This is a genomic window from Psychrobacter sp. TWP2-1-2, from assembly GCF_049896785.1.
In the GTDB taxonomy this organism is placed as follows: Bacteria; Pseudomonadota; Gammaproteobacteria; order Pseudomonadales; family Moraxellaceae; genus Psychrobacter.
Window position 1 is genome coordinate 107,259 of the sequence record NZ_JAFCVA010000007.1, and the last position, 24,733, is coordinate 131,991.

The window sequence follows — 24,733 nt, forward strand, 5'->3', positions numbered from 1 at the left end:
TTTTATTGAGTGGCTGGTTTAGCACTCTATATGGCAATGATTATTTGGCAACCGCTTTAAAATTCGCTACTTGGTTTGCATTGCTAATGGTCAATACAGGCACGTTATTGGCATTTTTACTCATGCTATATTTACCATTTACGGTTGCTAGTGCGGCACTATCAAAGCTGGCTTGTGGGGCAGGGCAAGCCATTCTTGTGCTTCTTACTGGACCCAAGGTTACCTCGCCATTTGCTACCTTATACTCAGCACTCATATTGTTACAAGTATTCATCAAAGTAACGATATTGCTCCCATTCGCCGTCACAAAATCGAGGGTTAATGGTTCGGCTGGATTAAAGAATAATGGAGTAATGGTCTCGCCCTTGGTGTTTTTGGCATCCACGAGTTGCCAATGATAGGCTTGCAAGGCATCCGAGGTAATAGGCTGGGTAACGGGTGCACTTGGCGTAGATGTGGTTTGACAACCTGCTGCCAATGTTCCCACTGCTAAAACGCTTACCATCATTACCTTGGTCATATTTTTCATATAAAGTCCTTTATTGCTTCAATTATGATATAGAGACATTTATCTCAAAATTATTGTGCTTGCTGCCCCAATAACTGACATGAGACACTAGCAGATGCAGGCATTATTACAAAGCAATGATAGCGATACAAGCGCCAGTAACCATTTAAATACCAAGTTGTTTTTATGTTGATATAGTCGGTTCAATATAATTTGGATACAAGGAATGTGAGCGAGAGTACTACAAATAGTAGACTAAGCGAGCCTGACACCGTATCTGATTTATATAGGATTGACTATAAATCTTTAGCACAGCCTATTGCTATTAGGCGACCACATCATTACGTTGAGATAGCAGATGGTTTGCTGGAATAGGAAACACATTGTCATAAATCCAGTTATAAACAAAAGCATGTACCAAATAGAAAGTAGCCATTGTAATATCCATGATAAAGGCTTGCCAGAGGCTGATGCCTAAGTGCCACGCAATTATTGGTAGGAATAATAACAGCAGACCACCTTCAAATAAAAACGCGTGCAACATCCGTAGTGGAACCGTCTTATGTACATTGCCGCGTAGCTTCAGCATGCTGTGGTCAAACAACAGGTTGTAAAAGTAGTTCCACAACGTCGCGATAATCGAAGCAGCCACGGCGATAAGACCTATCGACTGAATATCAAAGCCAAATAACCAGCTTGCCAACGGTACAAATATAATTAAACCTATTATCTCAAAACCCAAAGTATGACGAATACGATCTTTCACGGTGCGCATGAAGCTTCCTAGTTGAATCAGTTATTTTCGCGCTTATTGTATCTGTTAAACTATTATAACCAAGTTGGAACCTATAGGATTTTTAGATAGATGAGCCTTTCATTAGAGCAACTGCAAGCCTTTGTCGCCACTGTAGAGACCGGTTCTTTCTCAGCCGCCGCCCGTCATCTAGGCAAGGCGCAGTCTGCCATTAGCACGGCGGTGTCAAATTTAGAAATTGATTTGGACAACAGCTTATTTGTCCGCAGTGGACGCTATCCAGTCCTAACGCCAGCTGGAGAGCGCTTACTGGTAGAGGCGCGAGTGATATTAGAGCGTTGTGAGCATTTTCGCGGGGTGGCTAAAAGTCTGGGCGAAGGAGTAGAGAGCCGATTGGTACTGGCAGTTGATGAGCTGTATCCCGAAGCAACGTTGGGCGGTTTGATGGAAGAGTTTTCACGCCGATTTCCTAGTGTGGAGCTGGAACTATTGTTTCCGCTGATGGAAGATGTCAGCCGCTTGGTGTTAGAAGATCGCGCCGATTTGGGTATTATGTGGCGTCAAGAGATACTACCTTCAGCGCTGAATTTTCATGGGCTTGGTTGGGTGTCGATGAAAATGGTGTGCGCGCCGAACCATGAGCTAGCTCGTCAGCCAGTGGGGTGGGAGGAGTTGAAACGCTATCGGCAATTGATGGTGGCAACACGTAACCATAGCGAAGAAAAAGCACGGTTGCGAATAGCATCTGATGTCTGGTGGGTCGAGAGCCAGTGGGTTATCGTTGAGCTGGTACAGCGCAATTTAGGCTGGGCATTCGTGCCTGAACATGTGGTAGCCAGTGCTCTGGATAATGGTTTTTTAGTCGAGCCAATATTGGAATTTAACGATCATGATTGGCCAGTGGCTTTAGAAATTGTATGGCACAAGCAGCGTCCTCTAGGTAAAGCAGCTGCTTGGTTGAAGTCGGCTGCGATTGCGCTAAATAAGTGATATTAAGCGGTCAATAATAGCAAGTTTTAAATGGTCGTCCATTTATTGCGGGTGTACTATCTATAAAATTTATAATGTTGTCGATAGATTTGAGTAGGTTATAATTTTGAACGGTTTTTAATACAAACGCTTTAGTGGTCAAGTTCCACTATAATTTCAATCCAAATTATGTTTTTAACTTAAGTATTCGATACCGCTGAGCGACAGCAGTTGTCGCCCGCTTTAATTAGACGCTTTATCTTTCTCAATTTTTATATTATAGTTACTGAGTTAGGACGTTATTCAGTCAGGAAAACAGCAACATAGAGTTAACCCTCGAGGCGCAACGCTTCACCCTATAACTTCGCTATTGCTGTTAACTATCAACGCTCTGACTGGCATTAATCATTATTTTTCTAATCAACTAAACCCAAGCTACTCATAAATTATAGCTGTCATATCGATGATGGTATAGATTTCATATTGTTAAAAATAAGTTTAAATAACTTCTAAAGTCATCATTAAAACACTCGTTTTACTTTTTAACGTTGCTCTAAAAGCGGCGGACACGCTCGGCTGACTTAAATTTGATCTGAGAAACAAGAAAAATTAAAAATATTACAAGCTACTGATATTCAAGATAAATTAAAAAATGAGGACCATACTATGACGAACACAACTAACGCTTTTGAGCAAAAACGTATAGATAATTTAAATTGGTCAGGTGTGTCAAAACTGCCTAAATCCATTCAAAATAAGGTACAAACTAAACCAAAGATACCATTGTTTTATCTGCATAACGAGTCTATCGATAACTATGAAGATGATATCTACTTTGTGAATAATAGTGATGAGACATTGAGCTTTGTTGCTCCTTATGAGCTGATGAAGAGAGATTCAGATTGTCCTGAGGTAGTGGTTGCTGCCGAACCAAGTGAACGTGACATATCCCTCACTTATACTGATGTATTGCCCAAGCAAGGCGTGAGAATTGATCGTCAACATATCATCTATGATAGTGATTATCTCAATCAGATTATTGTGTATACCATGAGTCGTGCCAGCAAGGAGATGTGGGGAATATGGCGTTTGAATATGTGTGAAAAAGGCATGTTTTCGTCATCGTACCCATTGCTCTGGGAGGAGGGTATGAAACCCTCACACGTTGTAAGTGCCGATAAACTGAATGATCCCAAAGATCGTCCTATTTTACCTTGTGTATTGCCCATACGTCAGCAGTTATACCAAGAGTGGGTCAATCATTATGATAAGGCGAGTGCAAGCTTGATGAGGTCTATCACCGATATGATCTATCGTTATGACTTTGGTATTGTGGGATGTTATTACCATGATACTTGGGATGAGTACAGCAGTGAGGCAGAGCAAATCGCTAATCGTCTGATTCAAGGTGATGCCGATAGCGTAGATGAGGTTCTCGCGATGATGATTGCGGTCTATGACGTGTCATTTGGTGCTGGATATACGAGGATTCCTATGGATGTCGCTGAGCGCATTTATGGTCTATGGTTGAAGCATAAAAGTAATGCTAATAAATAAAAAAATCCTTAAAAGGAGAGCACTATGATGTTTCCCATTGAAAATAATGACACGTTTTTACTGTTCTTTCACGGTCTTGATTCGAGTAATGAAACCACTAAATATACTTGTATTAGCCGTGAGCCTAAAACCTGCCAAACCGTTAATTATCGAGAGAATTTCAACGAGATTTTCGATATTTATGAGGCGTTAATTTTAGAAAAAATGAAGCAGTATCCGCGAGTCGTCTTGGCAGGGCATTCACTGGGTGGCTGGTTTGCCAATCATTTCGCCCACAAATACAATTTGCGTGCGCTATTAATAGCGCCTTGCATTTATCCCAGTGAGGTTTTAGCCGATCGCATACCAGACGTGGCTGATATGAAACTGTCATTTCCGACCTCGAATACTGAGATGGTAGTAGTCATGGTTGAGGTTGATGATGAATGCTTAGATGTCGCCGTCGCCAGACGCACGCTCGTCAACTTACCTGATAGCTGGGAAGTGGAGTATTTTGAACGTGGTCATCACCGTATCGCCCGTAGCGAAGATATTTGGTATCACTTGGTTCATCTGTGCGAAGACCCCATTGTTTGGATGGATGACGCGACATATCATGGTGAAGATTAAATACAATCTGCCTTGCAGTAAGGCTTTATTAATTACTATTATAAAGAACTAAAAAACTATCGTGGGTTTAACGGTTTGCCAAGTTTTTCAATAATCATTTAGCAAACATTGCAACTTCCAGCACGATATAAAACCACTCTGGTAAAGCGCATGAGCCTGTACTCCGACAAGATTACCCATGCCTGATTTGACTTGCCTATTTGGGCTTATTCTTATTGTCGGAGTTCAGGAGTCACTGATGTCTCATATCAATAGCCAAAATCTCACGCCTTGCAAATATACTCATCGTTATACGCCGCGGCATCCTTTGGCAAAAGAGGCGGTTAGCCAAATAGAGAAATGTGAACGACGTTCGCAAGATATTGTCCAAGCCATGGGTTATCCGCCAAAACACATCATATCTGCCTGTGATCGTCTGCGTCATGTATTGTCTAGCGACATACTAGGACTTAATGCGACAGATATTGATACATATTTCACTGCTCATGAATTCTTAAAAGCATTATTATCCGTGCTCGATATAAAGTACGACACCTTTGCAGAGGATATTGCGCAAATCCAATATGACTTGGCGCATTATCCTTATCCGCTACCGCAATATCACTTGCGAGCGGTCATCGACTTTACATGGAGTGAGGGCGCTAACTAGATGTCGCGCGGCGTGGCTAGCAGTAAAGCTGTTGCGTATTTACCGCAAAATTTTGCCAAAATGAATGCGGCAAAGCGTGAGTTGGTGATTCAACAATGTCTGGCTGCGCATTATGCAGAATATAACGGTCACTTGCCGTATAATGGCGTGATTAACGGTTATCAACTTATCATTGAACAGCGTCATGAGATGGTTGATAGCATCGCGTATGATCTACCGCAGTGTGAGTAAGATGTGATACATCACTCATCAATTGGTAGCATTAACATTTAACACAGCATACCCAAATAAAAAGGCCGTCCCAAATGACCGATACTAATCCTTATAACCCGTATAATTTTGCACCTTTGCAGCCAACTGGTAGAAACGAGACCAATACTACCAATACCTATGCGCCTGAAGACATGATTAAAATATATGAGCAGCAGTTTCTTATTCCAGTACCTGAAGAAAAGCTGACCGAGTTTTTACCCGCGCTAAAAAGCTTCTATGATATTGACGATCATACGTTAGATGTCAGTGCCATTATTTTCGACGCAATCGCAGACGCCTCTATCATTTACAACCATAAGGTCAAAGTGGGCGACTATCAAATATTAGGTGGATTGATAGAGGAAGCAATTGAATACGATGAAGACAGTGATGAAAACAATAAAGATGACCAAGCCACTGAAGACCTATCCGTTGAAGACAAAGACATTCAAGCCTATACACTAGAATGTAAGCGCACTTTTTTCATTAATGAGGTAGAGATACCTTATCATTTCAACTTGTTTATTTATGGTGACGGTTATTCTACTTTAACCAAAAAAGAAACCGTGCTAGAAAAAATGTACTGGTTCGTTAGAGGAAGATTTGAAGAAAATCTATTAGACGACACTGAAGATAATGACAGTTTAGACTCGATCAATGAGCAGCTAGCCAGTTTGGGTATTCGGGAAATGGATTTGACCACCATAGATGAAGTAATAAGCTATGTGGAAGACAGTATCATAGATGATGCCATGGTAGAGGCGCTTAACAAGTTATTAGATGCGGCTGAGTAGGTAGCTATCCGTAAAATTGATGTCAGAACAACACGTTTTAACGTCAATTTTTATAAGAGCCGTTGTAAAAGAATATTTATATAAGATCAGCTATAAAAGACTATTGATATAAGGCACATTGCTATGCAACAAACACAGAATTCTGTGGATCAAAGACAAGATGCTGTAGAACACAGACCCGTATTTATGCCGAGAACCAACAGTGACAATCTGGTAAAAACAGACATGGTTAGATTTGAGCGGCATGTGGGATTTGCCAGTCGCCAGAAGAAAAAATCCATCAATGATATGCATCAAGTCATTCGCAAAAAGTATGGCTTTAGTCATGTCCTTGAGCTATCGAGCAAGTCTGGCAATAAATTGAGTTTTCCGCTGAGTCCATTGAGCTTGAAGCTAATAAATGAACAAGATGGGCAGCAGTACAGTGTCGAAAATGCCTTTCAAAGCAGTATGGTTTTTGAGGATGGTGGTCCCTATACTGACTTGTTAAGTGCGCCGCCAAGACAAGCCAGAAAGGACGAGCGCTTAATGACCTCGGATGAACTGATTGGCTATAATTATTTTGGCATGGAGTGGAGCGTAGAGCCATTGACCACATTTTATGATTGGCTCTATGTGAATGCTCTAAAGCAAAACCCGCATTTGCATGAAGAAGTTATGCAATATCAAGCCTTTACGGATCGTGAGTTTAATCCTAAAAAATCTATCCATTGTGCGGCTTATGCACTGGCGATGTTTGTGGCGCTCAATAAACGCGAGTTGCTCGATAACATTGAAGACCCCGCAGTATTTTTTAATTTATATCATGAATTCAAAATAAGTAATACTGAGCAGCTTTTGGAAGCGGGTTGGGTTTGATCGTTAGAGCGGTAATTTATGTAGTAAAAATTATCAAGATAAACTTATGCTAACCAAGTGACTTTATGATATATGAGAATAGCCAAGCTTGTCTTGGCTTTTTCATGCCTAAAAAATCAAGCACCTTAGTCTGATTGATTTTAGTGTTATATATTTCAACAGAACGCTTATCATTTTTAACCCATTTAGATAACTATCGATTGAATTGAGGACACGCCCTAAGTATGACTATAATTCTAAAAAATTGGACAAAAAAAAGCCTCACTGTTAAGCGAGGCTTTTTAAGTATTTGGAGCGGGAAACCCCAACCTTGGCAATGGTATCGAACTATTTTATATTAAGATATATTAAGCTGTAACTCTTTATTTAAAAGGGTTATAGCTTTTTTAATTGGAAATAATAATTAGGTAGTGTTCTAAAAAGTATGCTGTCATCAGACGTAGCCATAATTGACATAGAAGAACACCAGATCGAATACCTTAAAGTGATTATCAAGCTTTTTCGAGAAGCAGCAGGTTTTTCTAACGGCTCGACGTAGTCGGTGTCTCAAGCGACAGTTATTGCCTTCTATACCTACTGTATGCTGTTTGCCAACTCGCTTATGATCTGCCTTAAAAGCCGTCAAAAAACTATCCCAGTTATCCATACTAATAGAGTCATAGCTGACTTTTAGCTGCTTGAGACGTGCTCTTAGCTTCTTAGCCGTTCTCAAATCACGTTTGCCCCAGACATAAGCGACAATCTCATTGGTAGCACAGTCATAAGCATAAATCAGCCAGACTTTACGTTTCTTGCGATACACGTAAGTCCAGAACTCATCAACTTCTAAGCGTTCATAATAGTTCTACTTAGGCGCAATCTTATATACGGATGAGCCTATGGTGTTCAGCATTTTACCAATGCTAACTGAGGCTATAATAGCAATATCTCTAATGCCACAGCCTCTAACTGTCATTAGCCGTATTTTATCTTCTATTCTAGAATGACAGCCGTTATAAGTTAACACATGATCGCCAATGAAATGACGCTTGCAGGCTTTGCATTGGTAGTTCTGCTTACCATAGCTTTTTTTGCCATTTTTCTTTAAACTGGGACTGTGACAGTCGGGGCAGCTGATATCTATTTGTGTCTTCATAAACTCAAATATATCATCTTGCCTCGGCTGTCACTCTCCTTTATTCCCGCAGCATACTTTCTGATACAACACCTAATAACGAACCGAAAAATCTCGTGGAGAGAATTTATTACAAATAGTGAATAACAGTAAAATCCCAATAATCATTCCAATCCACGCTCCCGTTAAATCACTTGAAGCATCAATCAAAACACCTGCCATGAACGGGAATACTGAAGCAATTAAGTATCCACCACCTTGCACAAAAGCTAATAAAGTCATGGCTTGCTTAGCGTTAGAGGCGTAATCAAGCGCTATGATTAAAGATAAAGGAAATAAAGCACCAATCCCTAAACCTAAAATTATAACGGTTAAAAATGCAAGCTTTGAGGGGATATAGATAAGCAATATTAAACCAACTAATATGAGCGATAAAGTGACAAATAATGGCTTTCGGCGATCGGTGTATTTTTTGATAAATATAGAAATTAAGATGCCAGAAACTACTTCTGCTACCGTTAAAATACTTAGTAAAGCGCCAGAAGCATCTCTACTCCACCCAAGCTGGGTGTAACTTAGTGGCAACCAAGCTAGAACCAATGTGTATGCACCTGTTCCTATGCCAAAAAAAAGCATTAACAGCCATGCATTTTTAGATTTTATAGGTAGAGGTAAATAACCGTTTCTACTGCTCTTGATATGTGGCATACCAGAGAAAAACAGTATAATTGCCAATATGGCAGGGATAGCCATAATCGATAAAGCGATATTCCAGCCAAATACTCCTTCTAAAGGAGAGGTTGTAGCAGCTGATATTGCAGCCCCCGCCATAATACCTGTTGTAAATAACCCCATAAAAACGCTAGCATTGTCTGGCGCAATTCTTTTTAAATAGGCGGGCATTAGAGTTTGGATGATTGCTATACCAATACCTCCAATGAGAGAAGTCAGTAGTAGAAGTAATGTAGAGTCAGCAAAAAATCGGTAGCCACAAGAAAGTGCTATCGCCAACAATCCAGCTAATATACCTATATACTCGCTTACTCTAGATTGAATTCTGGGACCTAAAAGTGCAAAGCAGCCCATCATTGCAACTGGCAAAGTAGTCAATAATCCAGCAGTTTGATTATTGATTCCTATAGCATCTGCTAAAACGGGTACGATCGGAGATATCGAGGCCATAATAGGCCTAAGATTAAGACCTACGATTATTGTTATGATGGCTAATATCCATTGGTTATAGCTAAACTTACTCATTTCCTACCTCACACTCTTGGTTATGTGTCTTTTTTAGTTATGAGTCGATGCATTATCACGATTTTAATTGGTTATCTTTTGCAGTAGTACCAAGCAATAATCAAATATACGCTAGCACTTTAGATCTAAAACATCGTAAAATTTAATGGCTCTGTCTACTGTATATATTCGAGAAAATCTGACTTTAGGATGTCCAAACATACTGACATTAGCATTAAGGCCTTGTTACTACAGTCCAAACACTCTGATACGTTCACTGGCTGACTGATAGATTTTTTCGCCAGCTGGCTCAACGATGTTACCAAATGGCATTTGAGCAACCAGTTCCCACTGCTTAGGAATTGAAAAAGCTGATGCAATATCATTATTGATTAGTGGATTATAATGCTGAAGATTTGCACCAATATTTAAAGCACTTAATTCTAGCCACATAGCATATTGATGCATTGCTGAGGTTTGCTGCGCCCAAATAGGAAATCTATCAGCATATAGCTCAAACTTATCTTGCAACGATTGTATAACCTCCTTATCTTCGTAAAACATAACTGTACCCACAGCCGCACGAAAACCATCCATTTTTTGTTTACTACCTGAAAAGTCGTTACTGCCAACCGCCTTACGTAAATGGGTTTCGGTGATATCCCATAGCTGCTTATGCTGCTTACCAAACAACACTACCAGACGTGTCGTCTGTGAGTTGAAGGCTGAAGGGGTATTTAGTATTGTGCGCTCAGCAATATCAATAATTGCTTGTGGTTTTACTGGTAAGTTGCCACCTAAAGCATAAATGGACCGACGTTTAGTGAAGGCTTGTTGTAGGTTGGCTGAATTGGATTGCGGCATATTTTTATCCTTTTAAATTTTGTTAAATAGAATGTTATTTATATCGTGTGATTAAGGTTGGTCAAGCTTATTGAATAAACTTACAAAGGAAATCAAACTTTTTAAATTCAGGTCTTATCAGGCACTTCAAGTTTTTGTTTCGATAGTGTCATCATTTTCATACCACCCCATGTAACAAGTGCTACACCGAGTGCAATCAAAGAGGCGCCTAGAATGAGCCCGTCCGGTGGAGATTCACCTTGTAAAAAAACAGCGACAGGGACACCTACAATTGCTCCAACAGATCCTAATAAGCTTAATAAAACCGGGCCACCCGTTTTTTGAAGTAGAAACAATAATTGAAACTGACCGGCGAATATGAAGGCCTGTAAGGTAATTAAACCAAGTGGCAGGAAACCTCCCAGTGGAACAGTCAGTGAGAAGTTCGGTAGGAGGCTTGTTGCGCCAAGTAAGACTACAGCCGCAATAAGCATGCCTGGAGCAAGCGCATTGGGAGACGCTCCTTCCGGCCAACGCAATGTACGATAGAGGTTACCAATAGCGAGCAAAACAGGGCCACAGAGTGCTATCAAAATCCAAAACACACTGGCATCTGGTGCAGAAAATTTACGGGCAGCTAGGACACCTGCACCGGCAAGTGCAGCTGCAACCCCAAGAGCTCGAACAGTCTGAAATCGCTCCATCCCTAATGCTAGTGCCCCAAGATAGGTGAGAAGCGGTGGTAAGGAAATGATTAGGGCTACAAAACCGGCACCGACATGGGGAATAGCGGAAAAGAAAAGTAAGTTAGAGCCTGCAACGCTGACCAAAGCAGAGATAAAGTAATATTCAAAGCTGCGTTTATTGAGGGGTGGAAGTTCATGGAGTAGTAACGCAATAACTAACAAGATTGTGGCAGCACCAGCAATTGACCACAATAAAAAGGCAAGCGGAGACAAACCTATTTCACCCGCATATTTTGCAACGTTGGTAGAGATACCAAGTAACGCACCTCCAACTAGAAGACAAGTTAAAGGAACTAGCCATACACTTTTACAAGCAGAGCCATTTCGCTCTGTAAATTTAGTCATATAATATCCTAACGGCCTAAAATGGCCTTGATATCAGAATATCATTATATATCTTGATGTCAAGATAATAATATTGCTATTATTACTGCTTATGAGGAATTTTCAGTAGAAATAGAAGTTTTAATATCTCCAAAATCATAAATATTCTGATCATACCGAGGAGTAAATCAATGCAAACTGAAGGGTGTACACAAGAAGATGCAGTACAGAAGATTATTAGTCAGTGGCAAAACCAAGGATTTGCTACTGATAGCTTGTTAGCAATGGAGACCATAGGGCGTATAAAGCGGTTAGAAGTAATATTAATGCGAAAGCTATCTGCTAACTATAAGATAAATTATAAAATATCACATTGGGAATTTGATGTGTTGGCGACATTACGACGCACAGGCACCCCATATCTAATGAGCCCAACCGTTTTATTTGATAGCATGATGGTGAGTTCTGGTACGATGACCAATCGCTTACAGCATTTAGAAAAGAAGGAACTTATTGAGCGCATTGATAACCCAGAGGACAAACGAAGCTTATTAGTCAAACTAACCCCAAAAGGTCTTGAATTGATTGATAGAGCCGTCGCATCACACGTGCAATTGGAGAATGACTTGATGAGTGATATGAGTGAGGAAGAGCTACTTATTCTCAATTTATTATTAAAGAAAATTGAGAATAACCTGCCTATTGTTTAGATATAAAAAATATCTTTATGTAGAGATAAATAGTAGGTAATCGAAAACAATTGAACTTATCCTCGAAAAGCTTAATTAATGTGCATTACAAGTAAACCGTAATTCCATACCTTACGGAAGATATCAGTAGCCTACAGCCTAATATACAAGTCCTCACTAAGGTACCGAACTGATTAAATCAGTTCAGCAATTATCAGCTCATTAAATTGATCAAGTGGAATGTACAGTCATCGAAATATTAATGTTATTGTCTACATATTTAACAGCATAGGTCAGAAAGCGCTATGAATACATTGATGATCAGCAGGCTATTATTAATAATAGGTATACGTTGTTAGATTGAGTCATTGTTCTAGATAGTTCTATTAACTTCTTTCGTTAAGTTCTGAATTAAGCACAGTAGTAATTAATTGCCTCAGCCAGTTATGCGCCGCATCACCCTCACGGCGTTGATGCCATAGTAATTTAAAATCGAATGATGCAATTGGAAAAGGCGGTTCGAATATTTGAACCTGTGAGTTGCTATCAGTCACATCAAAGCTACGCCGCGCCGCTGTCAAAATGAGGTCAGTACCAGCCACTAATTGATTGGCAATTCCCCAATGTGGCAAAGTCATTACAACATGACGACTTAACCCTGCGCCACTAAGTGCGCGTTCAATTTCATTATTAGCACCTGATTGCATGGCAACGAGGATATGCGGTCGAGCCAACCAACTATCTTTATCGAGAATACCAGTCTCTGGCAAAGTTTTTTTGTCTGCTAAACAAGCAAAAGACTCAACAAATAAGGTGTGCATAAGAAGCGCTTCTGGCACTTTATCTGGGAATACACCGAAAGCCATGTCAGTTTCACCATCAAACACATCCGCCATCATCGCTTTGCGGCTTCCTTGACTCACCTCAAGCGCAATGCCAGGCGCAAGCACTCTTAATGAGCGCACCAAACTCGGCATAAATACACGTGCGCCATAGTCAGACATAGCCAGACGAAATACTCGCTTCGCACTGAGAGGGTTAAATTCTGGGGTCTCAATCAACGCACCGAGCTGCTCTAGAACATCAGTCAACGGCAGGATTAACTCGCTCGCTCGCGAAGTCAATTCCAATTTTCCTGAACGTCGAACCAATAGAGGGTCATCAAATAGGGTACGTAAATGGGCCAGTGCGTGGCTAACTGCCGGCTGACTTTTATGTAACCGGAGAGCGGCTCGTGATACGTGCTTTTCTACTAATAATGCGTGCAACGTCACGAGCAAATTAAGGTCAATACGTCTTAAGTTATTCATATAACGAATAGTGAAGTAAAAAAACAATAATTTCAATTCAAATTTTTAATATGAAATAATTATTCCAGAAAATTAAATAAATCTGGAGCAAACGTATGAATATATCGCTTACTGGCATCTCTTTTGCCTTTATCGCCTTAGTTGCTGGCGCTTTAGTCCCTCTCCAAGCTGCAAGTAACGCTGAGCTAGGCCGTGCTCTTGGACATCCTCTTTGGGCAACGGTAGTGTCGTTATTGGTGAGTGTACTTATAGCGATACCTGTCATTCTTTCTATGCGTGTCCCTACGCCCATATTGAGTGAAATCAGACAATTACCAATGTGGGTCTGGTTTGGTGGCATAGCTGGCGTCATCTATATTACATCCGCATTAATTCTAGTCCCTCGCTTAGGCGCAACTCGCTTTATTGTTTGCGTGATAGCAGGTCAAATGCTTATTTCATTAATATTAGACCAGTACGGTCTTATGAATTTACCGGTGAAAGAGATAAATGCTGGCCGTTTAGTAGGTGTTACTTTTGTTCTACTAGGCATGATCATGGTGCTGTGGCTCACGCCCTCATCTACCAATTCAAGTAACGTTAAAGCTAGCATAGCTGGCAATTTAAATACCATAGAAAGTACGTCGACAAGTAGTGCTAAGTCTGTTTCTCATTTTGAAAGCTAGTCATATCTATATCAATGCGTAAACAATGAGAATTAATTATTCAAATACTATTTGGTGATCTTGTTAAGCCTGTATTTGAAAAAAGATAACTGGGGTATGCTATTAAGTCCCTAGAACCAAACTTGGGAGATTTTAATCAAGCGGCGTTGCAATAAAACTCATGATAAACCTGTCTAGGTGATTTTATCCCCAAATCCTTTTGAATTATAGTTTGATTGTATTTAAGCTCAATATAGAGCTTGTAAGACTTGACCAAACCTTATCAGGTTATTATTTTAATAAGTAATTTTAGAAAAAATTATTTAACTTAATTTATGTAGAATTAAACAAATGTAATTACCGTACTATAATTTCCGTTTTCTGTACTGACCGCTATTAAAAAAGGAATTCTTATGAAAAATCTTGCGGCTTATCTTTGTTTTGCCTTGGCTTGTATCTCTACTTCTCATGCTGAAACCATCGCTGGTTACAGCTTTGAAAAATACCCTGCTAAAATCTATAACGCTAAACAAGCACCCTTAAAATTAGGTGACTGGAGCTCTTTTCGTACTCGACTGAAAGCAGCTCATAAAGATGGTGAAATTAACTTCGCGGGTAACTATATCGTAACAACCTGGGGCTGTGGTACAAGCTGTGTATCAGGGGCTATGATTGATAAACGTACTGGCAAAGTATACGGTATCCCACTGGGTGAAACTGAGGATAGTGTAACCCCTTATGAAAGTGGCGCAGAATGCTTCGCAGACGGCGCAGAACTTGATGACAACGAGCGTTTGGCTTTCTATCCCAATAGCCGCTTATTTATCAGCCGCAATTGTGAAGGCGAGCAAGTCAACGAAACCATCGGTAAACAACTTATCACCTATTATGTCAACATTTGGGATGAAAAGACTAAGACATTCAAACTAAAAAAGGTTCAGGAATCTAAACTCGTTAAAGTGGACTACAGTCAATTTTAAACTAACTTTTTCCTGTATTTATCTTTTAAAGCCAAGTTTTTAGCCTAAACTGGGCTCATACTACCCTCTACCTTTTTTAGAAGTCTTAGCTTGGGCTATCTTGACCAAAAAATAAACCATCTCGACGTTGTAGTGGCACACTAAATTTAAGCTGTATTTAAGAGAAGATCTGCTGCCCACAAAAAAGCCAGACAACCTAAGCTGTCTGGCTTTAAAATTTGAACGACTTATCTATGATTAGGTTCGCGCCACACAGCATGCTCACATACCTCACAGCACCAACGCTCTTTTGAGCGCATATACGGAATGTCTGCTGGTATCTGTAAAGGGCACACATAGCCGCAGTACTCACAAAGCACATCATCTAAATAAGCAAAACACTCACCGATTGTCTTGAATAGTACTTGAGGGCTAATCTCATACGTCTGACAAAGCGCTTTTACGTGCTTAACGTAGTCGCTTTGATTATCATATGCCCAGTAATCCTCACAGATTTTTAGATCTCGTGCGTTCTGCGTCATATTCGGCTGAAGTTTTACACTCATTACATTCTCCTTAGTAGCCGACATAGTCAGAGTGCGGTAGTAGCTCATAAAGCTCGCTTTGAAGCTGACAACGCATATCCTCAATCAACATAGTCAAGATCCACCTCCAAGCGCTTCTGAACCCACACACGCATCGCCATATCATTAGCAAAACAGTGCTTTACTCCTAAGAAGCGTGCGAGGTTATGACCCGATGAAATATAAAACTCACGCATCAATGCATTAGCAATCTTATTCGCATCCTCACTGATTGCACCGTCAGGTTTAAGTTCAGCAAACAGCTCTTCATAATTGATGATTGTCATTGTGACGTCTCCTTATCAGTCTGTTTATTCCTGATGAGTGCTTCAGCCTCAGAGCTATTCGATGCGCTGGTCAGCTTCTCCTTGCTAGCTAGTAGCAAATTATCCATCGCAGAGCCATCCTGACGGGTAATGTCAGGTACATAGCGGCTATACACCCGAAACAGCATCTCCGTACTACTGTGACCCATCTGCCGAGCAATCCACTCAGGATTCTCACCAGCAGCGAGCCAAAGCGTCGCTGCCGTGTGTCGAGTTTGATAAGCACGCCGGTGTTTGAGGCCGAGTAGGGCAAGGGTGGGTTTCCATACCCGCCTGTTCACATTACGGTACTCCATGGGATTACCTTGTAAGTTGCAAAACACAAACTCAGACTTACCAAAGGTGCGTGCCTTCTGCTCTTGTAGTGCGTCATAGACCAACTGCGACATCGCAATATCACGTTGTGAGCCTAACGTCTTCGTTGGACCCATCTCCCCATTCACTAATGCACCGCGAATACTGATCTCACGCCGATCAAAGTTAATGCAGTCCCACTTCAGCCCATCAATCTCACTGGTACGCATCCCTGTAAAGAAGCGGATGGTGTAGTAGGGCCTATAATCAGCACGGACATGCTTTAATATCAGCCACACCTCACTCAATGTAAAAGGATTTACATCAGGACGCGCTTGCTTGAGGTTCTTAATATTTTTATAAGGCATCTCAAACTCATGGCGATCTGATGCTTCTTCTAGTATCATACGAAGAAGTATCATGATCTGATTGATTCGTGCTACTGACAGACTTGACTGACTATCTTTACCGTAACGAACTTTGGCGAGGGAGCTACGGAAGGTCAGCAAGTCTGGTTTTTTTATCGCATGTACCGCTTTACCACCAAACTCAGGTAATAAGTACTTGCTCAAAATAATCTGCGTCTTTTGCCGATAGCTCGGCCGCCACTCAATCTTCTTCTCCTCATACCAAATATCGACAAACTGCCTAAAGGTAGGGTTGCGACTGATACAAGCTTCCGCTCTATCAACCAGTGCTGTCATCTCTTTTAAACGCGTACTCTTCGGAAAGTAGGTGCCATAGTCAAAGATGCCTAGGGTTATTTCTGCTTCCATTTTTTTCAAAACAGTCGCTAATTTTTTTCTGTTAGCTGGGTTGTCTTCCAAGCTAGTCTTTTCTCGACAACGTATACCTAGGTAGTAGAAGTCGGCAATTAGTTTGCCAAACCGTCCTTGTATAGTAGCCATAATAAACCTCCTTCTATTATTGAAGTGCCATACCGTTAATAGCGCTCATCACCGGCTTACACATATCCTCTTCGATACGCTCCCATACATACAGAATCTTACGACCACCAAAAGGGCGTATATAATGAATATTCTCAATCAAAACAGTGTCCTTAAGTTGGTTACGGATAGTACGTGCATCGTATTTGATACGATCGGCTAATTCTTGAGTAGTGAGATAAGTCTGTGACATAATAGTTCTCCAGTCAGTATTAAATAGTTTTTAATAAACACTTTGTTGTTGCCAACGAGTACTATATTATCAGAAAAGTAGTCATTGGCAAGTACTTTTTACTTACCAATAAGGAATTTATTGTGATTTCATGTAACTTACCTGTTCTTTTGGCAGAAAGAAGGTTGCGTGTGGCAGATTTAGTGAGAATGACAGATATCAGTAAATCGACGCTGCATAGGATCTATAACGATGATACGACTAGAATTGAGTTCGATACTTTGAGCAAGCTATGTAATGTATTAGAAGTAACGCCAGGGGATATTTTGAAATACGTTCCAGATGAACTTGGTGAGGACGACTCTTTAGAAGAGTAAATTAACTGTCGCTATAGGTGATAGGAAATTTCTAGCTAAAGGTTTACTAGAGCCAAAAGATGCTTACGAGGCTTAATAAATTTTTTATTGTTAGGTTGTAGTCATCGCTTTTTAAGTGAAGACCAGTAATAAATACTATAAATTTGAAACGTATTTCCAAAAACTAAGCATCTGAGAAACACGTTTTTTGCTGAATTGAGGTTGGGTTCAAAAATTAGCATAGGGCCAAATTTACTAGGTTAGGTGTCATGATGATTTTTGAACCAAAAATAGCTAGGTTGTGGTCAGATACGCATATGCAGTTTTAGGGCAGGGCACGGTTTGGGCACCAAATGGGCACCGCTCCGAAAATGGGCTCTTTGATTGAGTAGCTAGACTTAACTGAATTAGAAAAGATATTTCGGAATCTCTTCTACAGGCCTTAAAAATCGGACAAAAAAAAGCCTCACTGTTAAGTGAGGCTTTTTAAGTATTTGGAGCGGGAAAAGAGATTCGAACTCTCGACCCCAACCTTGGCAAGGTTATGCTCTACCACTGAGCTATTCCCGCTAATTATCAATTAACTATCGTCAGTTGATGAAGGCGTATTATACGCAGTTTTTTGAACGTGTCAACAGTTAGTATGAAAAAAAGTAAAAGATAGTAAATTGGCATATTATCCTAGCCTTCATCTGTGATATAACAGATTGTTGTAATCTATATTCCAAAAGCTTTGCTTTCTATAAATAGGCTGGAATACAGTTTTATAATGACTTTAACCATATTAATCATTTTCATGAGTTATAAAGATAACACTTAAGGATAAGTACTATGAGTCAACAATATACCATCGCTGATTATTTGTTTGATCGTGTCGCAGAAGCAGGCGCGTCAGAGATATTTGGCGTACCTGGTGATTTCAACTTAACTTTTTTAGACAATATTATCGCCTCTGATAAGCTGCGCTGGGTGGGTAACACCAATGAGTTAAATGCAGGTTACGCAGCTGACGGCTATGCACGTGAGCGTGGCTTTGCGGCGATGGTGACGACCTTTGGGGTGGGAGAATTGTCAGCGATTAACGCGACCGCAGGCTCTTTTGCTGAGTATGCACCAGTGCTACATATCGTGGGCGCGCCAAGTACGGCTCTACAAGATTCAAAGCGCCGCATCCATCACTCACTTGGTGATGGCGTGTTCAATCATTTTATTAAAATGGTAGAGCCGGTCACGGTAGCACGAGCGCAGCTTACCCCTGAAAATGCTGCCTCAGAAATCGACCGTGTGATTCGTTTAATTCTTAAAAAACATCGCCCAGGCTATCTGTTACTATCGCCTGACGTTGCTCGTCAACCTATTTATCCACCGACTACAAAGCTTGTTGATAGCCAAGAAGACATCACCAGTCAAGCAGCATTGGCAGACTTTAAGCAAGCGCTCATAGAGTTTCTGCCAAACAAAACCACAACGTTGATGGCAGATTTGATGGTGCATCGTTTAGGGCTGCAAAATCAGCTTAAGGCATTGATTGCCGATACAGATATTCCTTATACGACGTTGTCATGGGGCAAAACCTTACTTGACGAAAATAGTGAGCGCTGGGCAGGGACTTATGCTGGCGTGGCATCACGTCCCGTGGTCAAGGATGCAGTCGAAAACTGTGAGTGCTTAATAAAAATCGGTGTGCAATATACCGATACTACGACGGCAGGTTTTAGCCAAGATATTGATGAAAGTACAGTGGTTGATTTGCATTATGAGCGCGCGAGCATTGCTGGCAAAAACTTTGCGCCCATTGCCCTAAAAGACGCCCTAAAAACGCTACATGAAGTCTTGACCTCAGATATTAATATTGTGCCAAAGCAGTTCTGTAAAGAAGTCAAGCCGCATGAGCAGCAGGGTAAGGACGATGAGGCTATTCTTCAAGATGATCTATGGCATATCATTGCCGATCATCTAGACCATAATAATTTGGTGTTTGCAGAACAGGGAACGGCGTATTTTGGCATCAGTGATGTGCGTTTACCAGAAGGCGTGACTTGTTATGGACAACCAATGTGGGGCTCGATTGGCTATACGTTGCCGGCAAGTTTGGGTGCGGCTATTGCATCGCCAAACAAGCGCAGTGTCTTATTGATTGGTGATGGCTCAGCTTTGTTGACCATTCAAGAAATCGCGGTGATGATTCAAGAGCATATCAATCCAGTGATTGTACTGATTAATAATGATGGCTATACCGTGGAGCGGGCGATTCATGGTGAAAACCAGCGCTATAATGATATTCCTAAGTGTAACTGGCAGATGATGCCAAAAGCTTTTGGTGCTACCGATGATAATAGTCTGCTGCTAAAAGCAGAAACAGCAGGCGAGTTAAAAGCGGCTCTTACGAAAGCAGCGGCTGTAAAAGACAAGTTGGTTATGTTGGAGGTCATTGCAGATAAGCATGATATCCCGCCACTACTCGCCGATATCAGTGCCGCACTGAAGCCAAAAAACGATTGAGTGAGTAATAAAAAACTCGCTTCATAAAAATGAATAGCCCCATTTAGCACCATTGCTAGATGGGGTTTTTTGCACTTTTTTATCATATAGATTAATTAATCAGCGATGGCTCTTATGTCGGTTTGCAGACTTTAGTATCATGGTGGATTGGGCTATTTCCAGCCCTTATCATTCCATAGGAGATGACCCCGTCGTGATTTGGTTAAAAATGCTTATTGGTGCTCTAATGGTATTGGCGATTCAATTATTCGCGCAAACCAGATTTTTTTATTTGGCAGCACTCGCGCCACTGTTCCCCACATTTACGTTAATCAGTCACTTTATTGTTGGTACTGAGCGTAGCCCCGCTGATTTAAAAGTCGCATTAATATTTAGTATGTTCGGTGTCATACCGCACCTTATTTATACCTTTGTGGTGTTTTTCAGCATCGGTTACGTCAGCTTATATAAGGCATTACTGTTCGGCGTTGTCGCTTGGACAATAGCCGCAGCGATTTTGGTCCTTACATGGCAGTACATTCAGGCTTAGTTGTGGTTAGAAAAAAACGTAAACTCTGTCAAAGGGCAATATATCAAAGGTATATATAAAATTCGGTACATATTTCTACAGATAATTTTTATAGATTCGGTCGTAGATGTTATGCTTAAGAGCGATTTTATGGTGTGACCTGTAGCAAACTAAAATTAGAATTATCGCGATAACTCCATTCATTACAATTTATAAAAATAGGGCTTAAAAAAAGATGGATACCTTAAATATCATCTATCTCGTAGGGGCATTGTTAATTTTCGCCAGTATTATGGCAAGTACGTTATCGGCGCGCTTGGGCGTTCCTTTATTGTTGTTGTTTTTGATCGTAGGAATGTTGGCTGGCGAAGATGGTATTTTAGGTATCGAGTTCGCCCAATACGGGCTTGCTAATTTCGTTGGGCAGGCAGCTCTTGCTTGTATCTTGTTAGATGGTGGGCTACGCACATCTTTTAAGTCATTTCGAGTGGGTCTCAAGCCTGCTATTACCTTAGCCACTTGGGGCGTACTTGCGACGGTAATGATACTGGGTATATTCGTCACTTGGCTACTCGATGTTGATTGGCGGCTTGGTTTGTTGATGGCGGCCATTGTTGGTTCAACCGATGCAGCAGCGGTGTTTTCGCTATTGCGTAATGGCGGCGTCAAACTTAACGATCGTGTACAGGCTACATTGGAGCTAGAATCGGGCGCGAACGATCCTTTGGCTATTTTGCTGGTGACAGGATTAATCGCTTTAAATGTTGATCCCGCTGGACAGACAATACTAGGCTTTTTAGGGCTGTTATTACAGCAACTTGGCTTTGGTTTGGGCATGGGCTTACTGTTTGGTTATTTATTGGCAAGGCTATTACCAAAAATACACTTGGCAGAGGGTATGTATGCCATTTTGATCATGTCTGCGGGCTTGGCAGTTTTTGCCGCGACTAATCTGATTGGCGGCAGTGGATTTCTGGCAATTTATCTCACTGGTGTGCTAATTGGCAACCATAAAGTGCGCTCAACTGAGCATGTGATGCGGGTGATGGATAGCTTTGCGTGGTTGTCACAAGCGGTATTGTTTGTGGTACTAGGGTTATTGGTGACGCCATCGCATGTGATCGATGTTTGGTATTACTCCGTCGCGATTGCTGCTTTTATGATCTTTATTGCCCGTCCTATTGCGGTCTATACCAGTGTGAAACCTTTTAAATTTAAAGACAGAGAAATCGGCTTTATTTCTTGGGTAGGTCTGCGCGGCGCGGTTCCTATTACGCTTGCCATATTACCGGTGATGGCGGGAATAGATGGCGCTTTTATGTTGTTTGATATTGCTTTTGGCGTGGTGGTTTTGTCTTTGATTTTACAAGGCACGACCATTCCTTTTATGGCAAATTTATTCAAAGTGCGTATTCCTAGTAACAAAGACCCAGAAGAAGAGCATGAGGTTTGGGTATCTGACAAAGCAAGCATTACTTTATATGAGTTTGAAGTAAAGTCAGGGGCATTTGCGATTGATCGTCATCCAATGGCCATCTCTAAGCGCATAAGCCCTGATGAAATCAGTGTCTTTGCCTTGGTACGCAGGCAGCATATTATCATTGTTGATGAAAACACCAAGCTCAAATGCGGTGATAGGGTGTGGTATGCGATGACAGGGAACCACGCCACCCAAATTGCTAAGATTTTCAATGATACGACCCTTGACCATAAAGCCATGGATGATTTTTATGGCGATTGGCTGCTATCTCCAAGCGTGAAGCTTGGAGATTTGCCGTTTTTTACCGGTATTATGGCGTCTGAGTCGCTTGTCGATAAACTCAAATCCAAATCTGAGGACAGCGCCAAAAGTATGTGGGATCAAACGGTCGCTGAATATATTAATGACAGCTTAGAGATAAAGCCAGTATCGGGTGATACGGTCGACATCAATGACGAATGGTCGTTGGTCATAAAAGAAGTGGATGACAAAGGAAAGCTTAGAACGATTGGTTTAAAGCATCTAGAGTGATTAACAGCAGGGTAGCTATTTGCCGTTATTATTCACAAAAGACGCGTCATTTGACTTAAGAACTCGGCGACTTGTTTGTGTAAGTTTTCTCGATAAGCCCAATGATGCTTGACCTCGTAACTGGCCTCATTGGGCAGTAATATTTTCATCAGCCCCATTTCTTCATAACGCTTGGCTAAATCATTAGGCAAGTAACCAACATGATGACCCGCCAGAATGAGCTGCGCGGTTGCCTCCATATGATAGGTAGTGGCACTCAAGGTTTTTGGGCGGACATGATTGATACTCAAATCGGTAATATAGCCTCGTTTTATCCATGGATAGTTTTGTTCCAAATCCTCAAAAGTTAACCCTTCTGATTCATAAAACAATCGATGCTCGCGTCCACAGCAGACCACCTGCTTTTCAATAAAGGCTGGCTGAAAAGTTAGTAGTGGTGGAAAACTGCCAAAATATCCCACACCAATATCACTCTCGTTGCTTAGCAGCTTCTCTAGCATGCTTTCAGGGCTTTGCACATCGATAGAAAAGTGAATAAGGGGATTGTCACGATAGCTAGCAGCCAAGCATTGGCGCAAGGCATCATAAAAAAACGTCGGCATCTGGTCAATGAGACACAGTCGGATATGACCGCCACGCACCGAATCCAATTGGCGAATATAGTGCAGTTGATGCTGAAAACTGGCAACCGCTTCAGTAAAACTCAAACAGGCTTCATAAACCGCTGCGCCATCTTCTGTCAGCTTAAAACCCGCGCGTCCGCGATGACAAAGCGTCATGCCTAAGCGATCCTCTAAATGGGTCAAATGACCACTAATGACAGAGGTCGTCACATTTAAGCGAGACTGTGCGGCTGTCACGCCCTGACACTCTACAATCGCCATGAAACTACGCAAGGTTTTGATGTCTATTTTTATCAATTCATCTAGCATCGGTCATTATTCCTCAGTAGCTGTGATGTCCATCAAAATGCATCTTCTATTTATCACTTTTCTAACATCAAATTTATACCAAACTTCTGATAATAACGGTTAAATCTAAATTACTACGAAAAACCAGAAGTTTGCTTCTAAATTTTACCATGGTCTGACTTCAAATATTTAGGTATTGTCAAAGCATATAAAAAATTGCCTATTTTAAACAAACTGAAACAAGGATGTGATTTATGAAATTCAATCAACCATTAAGCGGCAACGATATGCCAAGATTTGGCGGCTTTGCTTCTATGATGCGCTTGCCGACTCAGGCTGATGCAGCAGGGTTAGATGTGGCGTTTGTGGGTGTGCCTTTAGATATCGGTGCGTCAAACCGTAGCGGTGCGAGATTGGGCCCACGAATCATTCGTGATGAATCACGAATGATTCGTCCTTATAATGTCGCCACTCGTGCAGCGCCTTTTGAATCTTTACAAGTTGCTGATATCGGCGACGTGCCTATCAATACTTTCAACTTGCTAAAAAGCATTGATATCATCGAAAAATTCTATACTGATAAAATCGTGAATCATAGTGCTATTCCATTGACTTTGGGCGGCGATCATACCATTGCCTTGCCTATCTTACGTGCGCTTGCCAAAAAACACGGCCCTGTCGGCATGGTGCATATCGATGCGCATGCAGATATCAACGATGAGATGTTTGGCGAAAAAATTGCTCATGGTACACCGTTCCGCCGCGCTGTCGAAGAGAACTTAATCGATGGCAACCGCGTGGTACAGATTGGCTTACGTGGTACAGGTTATAGCGCCGAAGAGTTTGATTGGTCAACCCAGCAAGGATTTCGTGTGGTGCCTGCTGAGGAATGCTGGTACAAGTCGCTGACACCATTGATGGCAGAAGTACGCGAAAAGCTCGGTGATGGCCCCGTCTATTTAAGTTTCGATATCGATGGAATTGATCCTGCTTTTGCACCGGGTACGGGCACTGCTGAAATCGGTGGCTTGACCTCAACGCAAGCGATTGAAATCATTCGCGGTATGCGCGGACTTGATGTGGTCGGTGGCGATTTAGTAGAAGTGTCTCCTCCTTACGACCCCTTTGGTAACACCTCTGTATTGGCGGCAAACTTACTGTTTGAGATGCTATGTATCTTACCGGGTGTGCGCTATGACGATAAGGTAAAGGCGGTGTATTAAGAATGATTTATAATCGCAAACTGCTTTTATCAAGCTGCTTTTTATAAGGGATTAAAGGGCAGCTTGGGTTTAACACTGAACAAC

Annotated in this window: 26 protein-coding genes, 1 tRNA gene and 1 pseudogene; 15 read left to right on the forward strand and 13 right to left on the reverse strand. The window is 41.3% G+C overall.

The features are described from left to right. Nucleotides 1-40: 40 nt before the first annotated feature. Nucleotides 41-529: an META domain-containing protein gene (locus tag ACP7AE_RS08355; RefSeq protein WP_426242475.1), complete on the reverse strand. Its 489-nt coding sequence runs from the start codon at nucleotides 527-529 to the stop codon at nucleotides 41-43. Between the two features lie 304 nt (nucleotides 530-833). Next, nucleotides 834-1,283 (reverse strand): PACE efflux transporter, encoded by a 450-nt coding sequence (locus ACP7AE_RS08360; RefSeq protein ID WP_404644783.1) that lies wholly within the window; start codon nucleotides 1,281-1,283, stop codon nucleotides 834-836. A gap of 90 nt (nucleotides 1,284-1,373) precedes the next feature. Between ACP7AE_RS08360 and ACP7AE_RS08365 the strand changes: the two genes are divergently transcribed. From ACP7AE_RS08365 to ACP7AE_RS08395, 7 genes are all read left to right on the forward strand, one after another. Beyond that, nucleotides 1,374-2,252: a LysR family transcriptional regulator gene (locus ACP7AE_RS08365; protein ID WP_426242477.1), complete on the forward strand. Its 879-nt coding sequence runs from the start codon at nucleotides 1,374-1,376 to the stop codon at nucleotides 2,250-2,252. Nucleotides 2,253-2,897: 645 nt separating this feature from the next. Next, complete coding sequence (locus ACP7AE_RS08370; protein WP_426242479.1) at nucleotides 2,898-3,788, forward strand: hypothetical protein; 891 nt, start codon at nucleotides 2,898-2,900, stop codon at nucleotides 3,786-3,788. A 24-nt stretch (nucleotides 3,789-3,812) separates the two neighbouring features. Further along, nucleotides 3,813-4,397 (forward strand): alpha/beta hydrolase, encoded by a 585-nt coding sequence (locus tag ACP7AE_RS08375; protein WP_426242481.1) that lies wholly within the window; start codon nucleotides 3,813-3,815, stop codon nucleotides 4,395-4,397. Between the two features lie 238 nt (nucleotides 4,398-4,635). Continuing rightward, entirely contained in the window at nucleotides 4,636-5,046 is a 411-nt protein-coding gene (locus ACP7AE_RS08380; protein WP_426242483.1) for a hypothetical protein, read from the forward strand. Continuing rightward, on the forward strand, nucleotides 5,047-5,277 hold the full coding sequence (locus tag ACP7AE_RS08385) for a hypothetical protein (RefSeq protein WP_426242485.1): 231 nt from the start codon (nucleotides 5,047-5,049) through the stop codon (nucleotides 5,275-5,277). Between the two features lie 74 nt (nucleotides 5,278-5,351). Next, nucleotides 5,352-6,092: a hypothetical protein gene (locus ACP7AE_RS08390; RefSeq protein ID WP_426242487.1), complete on the forward strand. Its 741-nt coding sequence runs from the start codon at nucleotides 5,352-5,354 to the stop codon at nucleotides 6,090-6,092. A 144-nt stretch (nucleotides 6,093-6,236) separates the two neighbouring features. Further along, nucleotides 6,237-6,950: a DarT1-associated NADAR antitoxin family protein gene (locus ACP7AE_RS08395; RefSeq protein ID WP_426242586.1), complete on the forward strand. Its 714-nt coding sequence runs from the start codon at nucleotides 6,237-6,239 to the stop codon at nucleotides 6,948-6,950. Nucleotides 6,951-7,383: 433 nt separating this feature from the next. Here the strand turns inward: ACP7AE_RS08395 and ACP7AE_RS08400 are convergent. The 4 genes and pseudogenes from ACP7AE_RS08400 to ACP7AE_RS08415 form a co-directional block, all read right to left on the reverse strand. Then, nucleotides 7,384-8,085, reverse strand: a pseudogene (locus ACP7AE_RS08400) (IS1 family transposase). A gap of 72 nt (nucleotides 8,086-8,157) precedes the next feature. Beyond that, nucleotides 8,158-9,321, reverse strand: coding sequence for an MFS transporter (locus ACP7AE_RS08405; RefSeq protein WP_426242489.1), 1,164 nt, complete (start codon nucleotides 9,319-9,321; stop codon nucleotides 8,158-8,160). A 228-nt stretch (nucleotides 9,322-9,549) separates the two neighbouring features. Continuing rightward, nucleotides 9,550-10,164: a nitroreductase family protein gene (locus tag ACP7AE_RS08410; RefSeq protein ID WP_426242490.1), complete on the reverse strand. Its 615-nt coding sequence runs from the start codon at nucleotides 10,162-10,164 to the stop codon at nucleotides 9,550-9,552. A gap of 107 nt (nucleotides 10,165-10,271) precedes the next feature. Continuing rightward, nucleotides 10,272-11,234 carry a DMT family transporter gene (locus tag ACP7AE_RS08415; protein WP_193008864.1) on the reverse strand — a complete coding sequence of 321 codons (963 nt, stop codon included), beginning with the start codon at nucleotides 11,232-11,234 and terminating at the stop codon, nucleotides 10,272-10,274. Between the two features lie 170 nt (nucleotides 11,235-11,404). On the opposite strand from ACP7AE_RS08415, the gene ACP7AE_RS08420 reads away from it, so the two are divergent. After that, nucleotides 11,405-11,923, forward strand: coding sequence for a MarR family winged helix-turn-helix transcriptional regulator (locus ACP7AE_RS08420; RefSeq protein ID WP_193008865.1), 519 nt, complete (start codon nucleotides 11,405-11,407; stop codon nucleotides 11,921-11,923). A gap of 365 nt (nucleotides 11,924-12,288) precedes the next feature. On the opposite strand, the gene ACP7AE_RS08425 is transcribed toward ACP7AE_RS08420, so the two are convergent. After that, the gene (locus ACP7AE_RS08425; RefSeq protein ID WP_426242493.1) at nucleotides 12,289-13,212 is read right to left on the reverse strand and encodes a LysR family transcriptional regulator; all 924 of its coding nucleotides are present in this window, start codon (nucleotides 13,210-13,212) and stop codon (nucleotides 12,289-12,291) included. 95 nt (nucleotides 13,213-13,307) lie between these two features. Here ACP7AE_RS08425 and ACP7AE_RS08430 point away from each other — a divergent pair, with 95 nt between their 5' ends. Both ACP7AE_RS08430 and ACP7AE_RS08435 read left to right on the forward strand, forming a co-directional pair. After that, on the forward strand, nucleotides 13,308-13,877 hold the full coding sequence (locus tag ACP7AE_RS08430) for a DMT family transporter (protein ID WP_193217025.1): 570 nt from the start codon (nucleotides 13,308-13,310) through the stop codon (nucleotides 13,875-13,877). 392 nt (nucleotides 13,878-14,269) lie between these two features. Further along, nucleotides 14,270-14,836, forward strand: coding sequence for a hypothetical protein (locus ACP7AE_RS08435; protein ID WP_250162679.1), 567 nt, complete (start codon nucleotides 14,270-14,272; stop codon nucleotides 14,834-14,836). 227 nt (nucleotides 14,837-15,063) lie between these two features. On the opposite strand, the gene ACP7AE_RS08440 is transcribed toward ACP7AE_RS08435, so the two are convergent. The 4 genes from ACP7AE_RS08440 to ACP7AE_RS08455 form a co-directional block, all read right to left on the reverse strand. Then, a complete protein-coding gene (locus tag ACP7AE_RS08440; protein WP_250162678.1) occupies nucleotides 15,064-15,381 on the reverse strand; it encodes a hypothetical protein in 318 nt (105 codons plus the stop codon). 80 nt (nucleotides 15,382-15,461) lie between these two features. Beyond that, nucleotides 15,462-15,686: a hypothetical protein gene (locus tag ACP7AE_RS08445; RefSeq protein ID WP_228138997.1), complete on the reverse strand. Its 225-nt coding sequence runs from the start codon at nucleotides 15,684-15,686 to the stop codon at nucleotides 15,462-15,464. Next, on the reverse strand, nucleotides 15,683-16,927 hold the full coding sequence (locus ACP7AE_RS08450) for a tyrosine-type recombinase/integrase (RefSeq protein WP_250162676.1): 1,245 nt from the start codon (nucleotides 16,925-16,927) through the stop codon (nucleotides 15,683-15,685). Before ACP7AE_RS08450 ends, ACP7AE_RS08445 begins: the two co-directional genes overlap by 4 nt. A 16-nt stretch (nucleotides 16,928-16,943) precedes the next feature. Beyond that, nucleotides 16,944-17,159 carry a hypothetical protein gene (locus ACP7AE_RS08455; RefSeq protein WP_021815097.1) on the reverse strand — a complete coding sequence of 72 codons (216 nt, stop codon included), beginning with the start codon at nucleotides 17,157-17,159 and terminating at the stop codon, nucleotides 16,944-16,946. A 122-nt stretch (nucleotides 17,160-17,281) separates the two neighbouring features. Here ACP7AE_RS08455 and ACP7AE_RS08460 point away from each other — a divergent pair, with 122 nt between their 5' ends. Beyond that, a complete protein-coding gene (locus ACP7AE_RS08460) occupies nucleotides 17,282-17,515 on the forward strand; it encodes a helix-turn-helix domain-containing protein (RefSeq protein ID WP_193009007.1) in 234 nt (77 codons plus the stop codon). Between the two features lie 474 nt (nucleotides 17,516-17,989). On the opposite strand, the gene ACP7AE_RS08465 is transcribed toward ACP7AE_RS08460, so the two are convergent. Then, nucleotides 17,990-18,064 (reverse strand) — tRNA-Gly (locus ACP7AE_RS08465). Between the two features lie 261 nt (nucleotides 18,065-18,325). On the opposite strand from ACP7AE_RS08465, the gene ACP7AE_RS08470 reads away from it, so the two are divergent. The 3 genes from ACP7AE_RS08470 (at nucleotide 18,326) to ACP7AE_RS08480 (ending at nucleotide 22,515) form a co-directional block, all read left to right on the forward strand. Then, entirely contained in the window at nucleotides 18,326-19,996 is a 1,671-nt protein-coding gene (locus tag ACP7AE_RS08470) for an alpha-keto acid decarboxylase family protein (protein ID WP_426242498.1), read from the forward strand. Between the two features lie 193 nt (nucleotides 19,997-20,189). Then, nucleotides 20,190-20,525 carry a GlpM family protein gene (locus ACP7AE_RS08475; protein WP_426242500.1) on the forward strand — a complete coding sequence of 112 codons (336 nt, stop codon included), beginning with the start codon at nucleotides 20,190-20,192 and terminating at the stop codon, nucleotides 20,523-20,525. A 214-nt stretch (nucleotides 20,526-20,739) separates the two neighbouring features. Next, entirely contained in the window at nucleotides 20,740-22,515 is a 1,776-nt protein-coding gene (locus ACP7AE_RS08480) for a potassium/proton antiporter (protein ID WP_201540327.1), read from the forward strand. Nucleotides 22,516-22,547: 32 nt separating this feature from the next. Here the strand turns inward: ACP7AE_RS08480 and ACP7AE_RS08485 are convergent, their stop codons facing one another. Beyond that, the gene (locus ACP7AE_RS08485; protein WP_060491318.1) at nucleotides 22,548-23,447 is read right to left on the reverse strand and encodes a LysR family transcriptional regulator; all 900 of its coding nucleotides are present in this window, start codon (nucleotides 23,445-23,447) and stop codon (nucleotides 22,548-22,550) included. A gap of 233 nt (nucleotides 23,448-23,680) precedes the next feature. On the opposite strand from ACP7AE_RS08485, the gene speB reads away from it, so the two are divergent. Beyond that, on the forward strand, nucleotides 23,681-24,649 hold the full coding sequence (gene speB, locus ACP7AE_RS08490; RefSeq protein ID WP_426242502.1) for an agmatinase: 969 nt from the start codon (nucleotides 23,681-23,683) through the stop codon (nucleotides 24,647-24,649). Nucleotides 24,650-24,733: the final 84 nt, after the last annotated feature.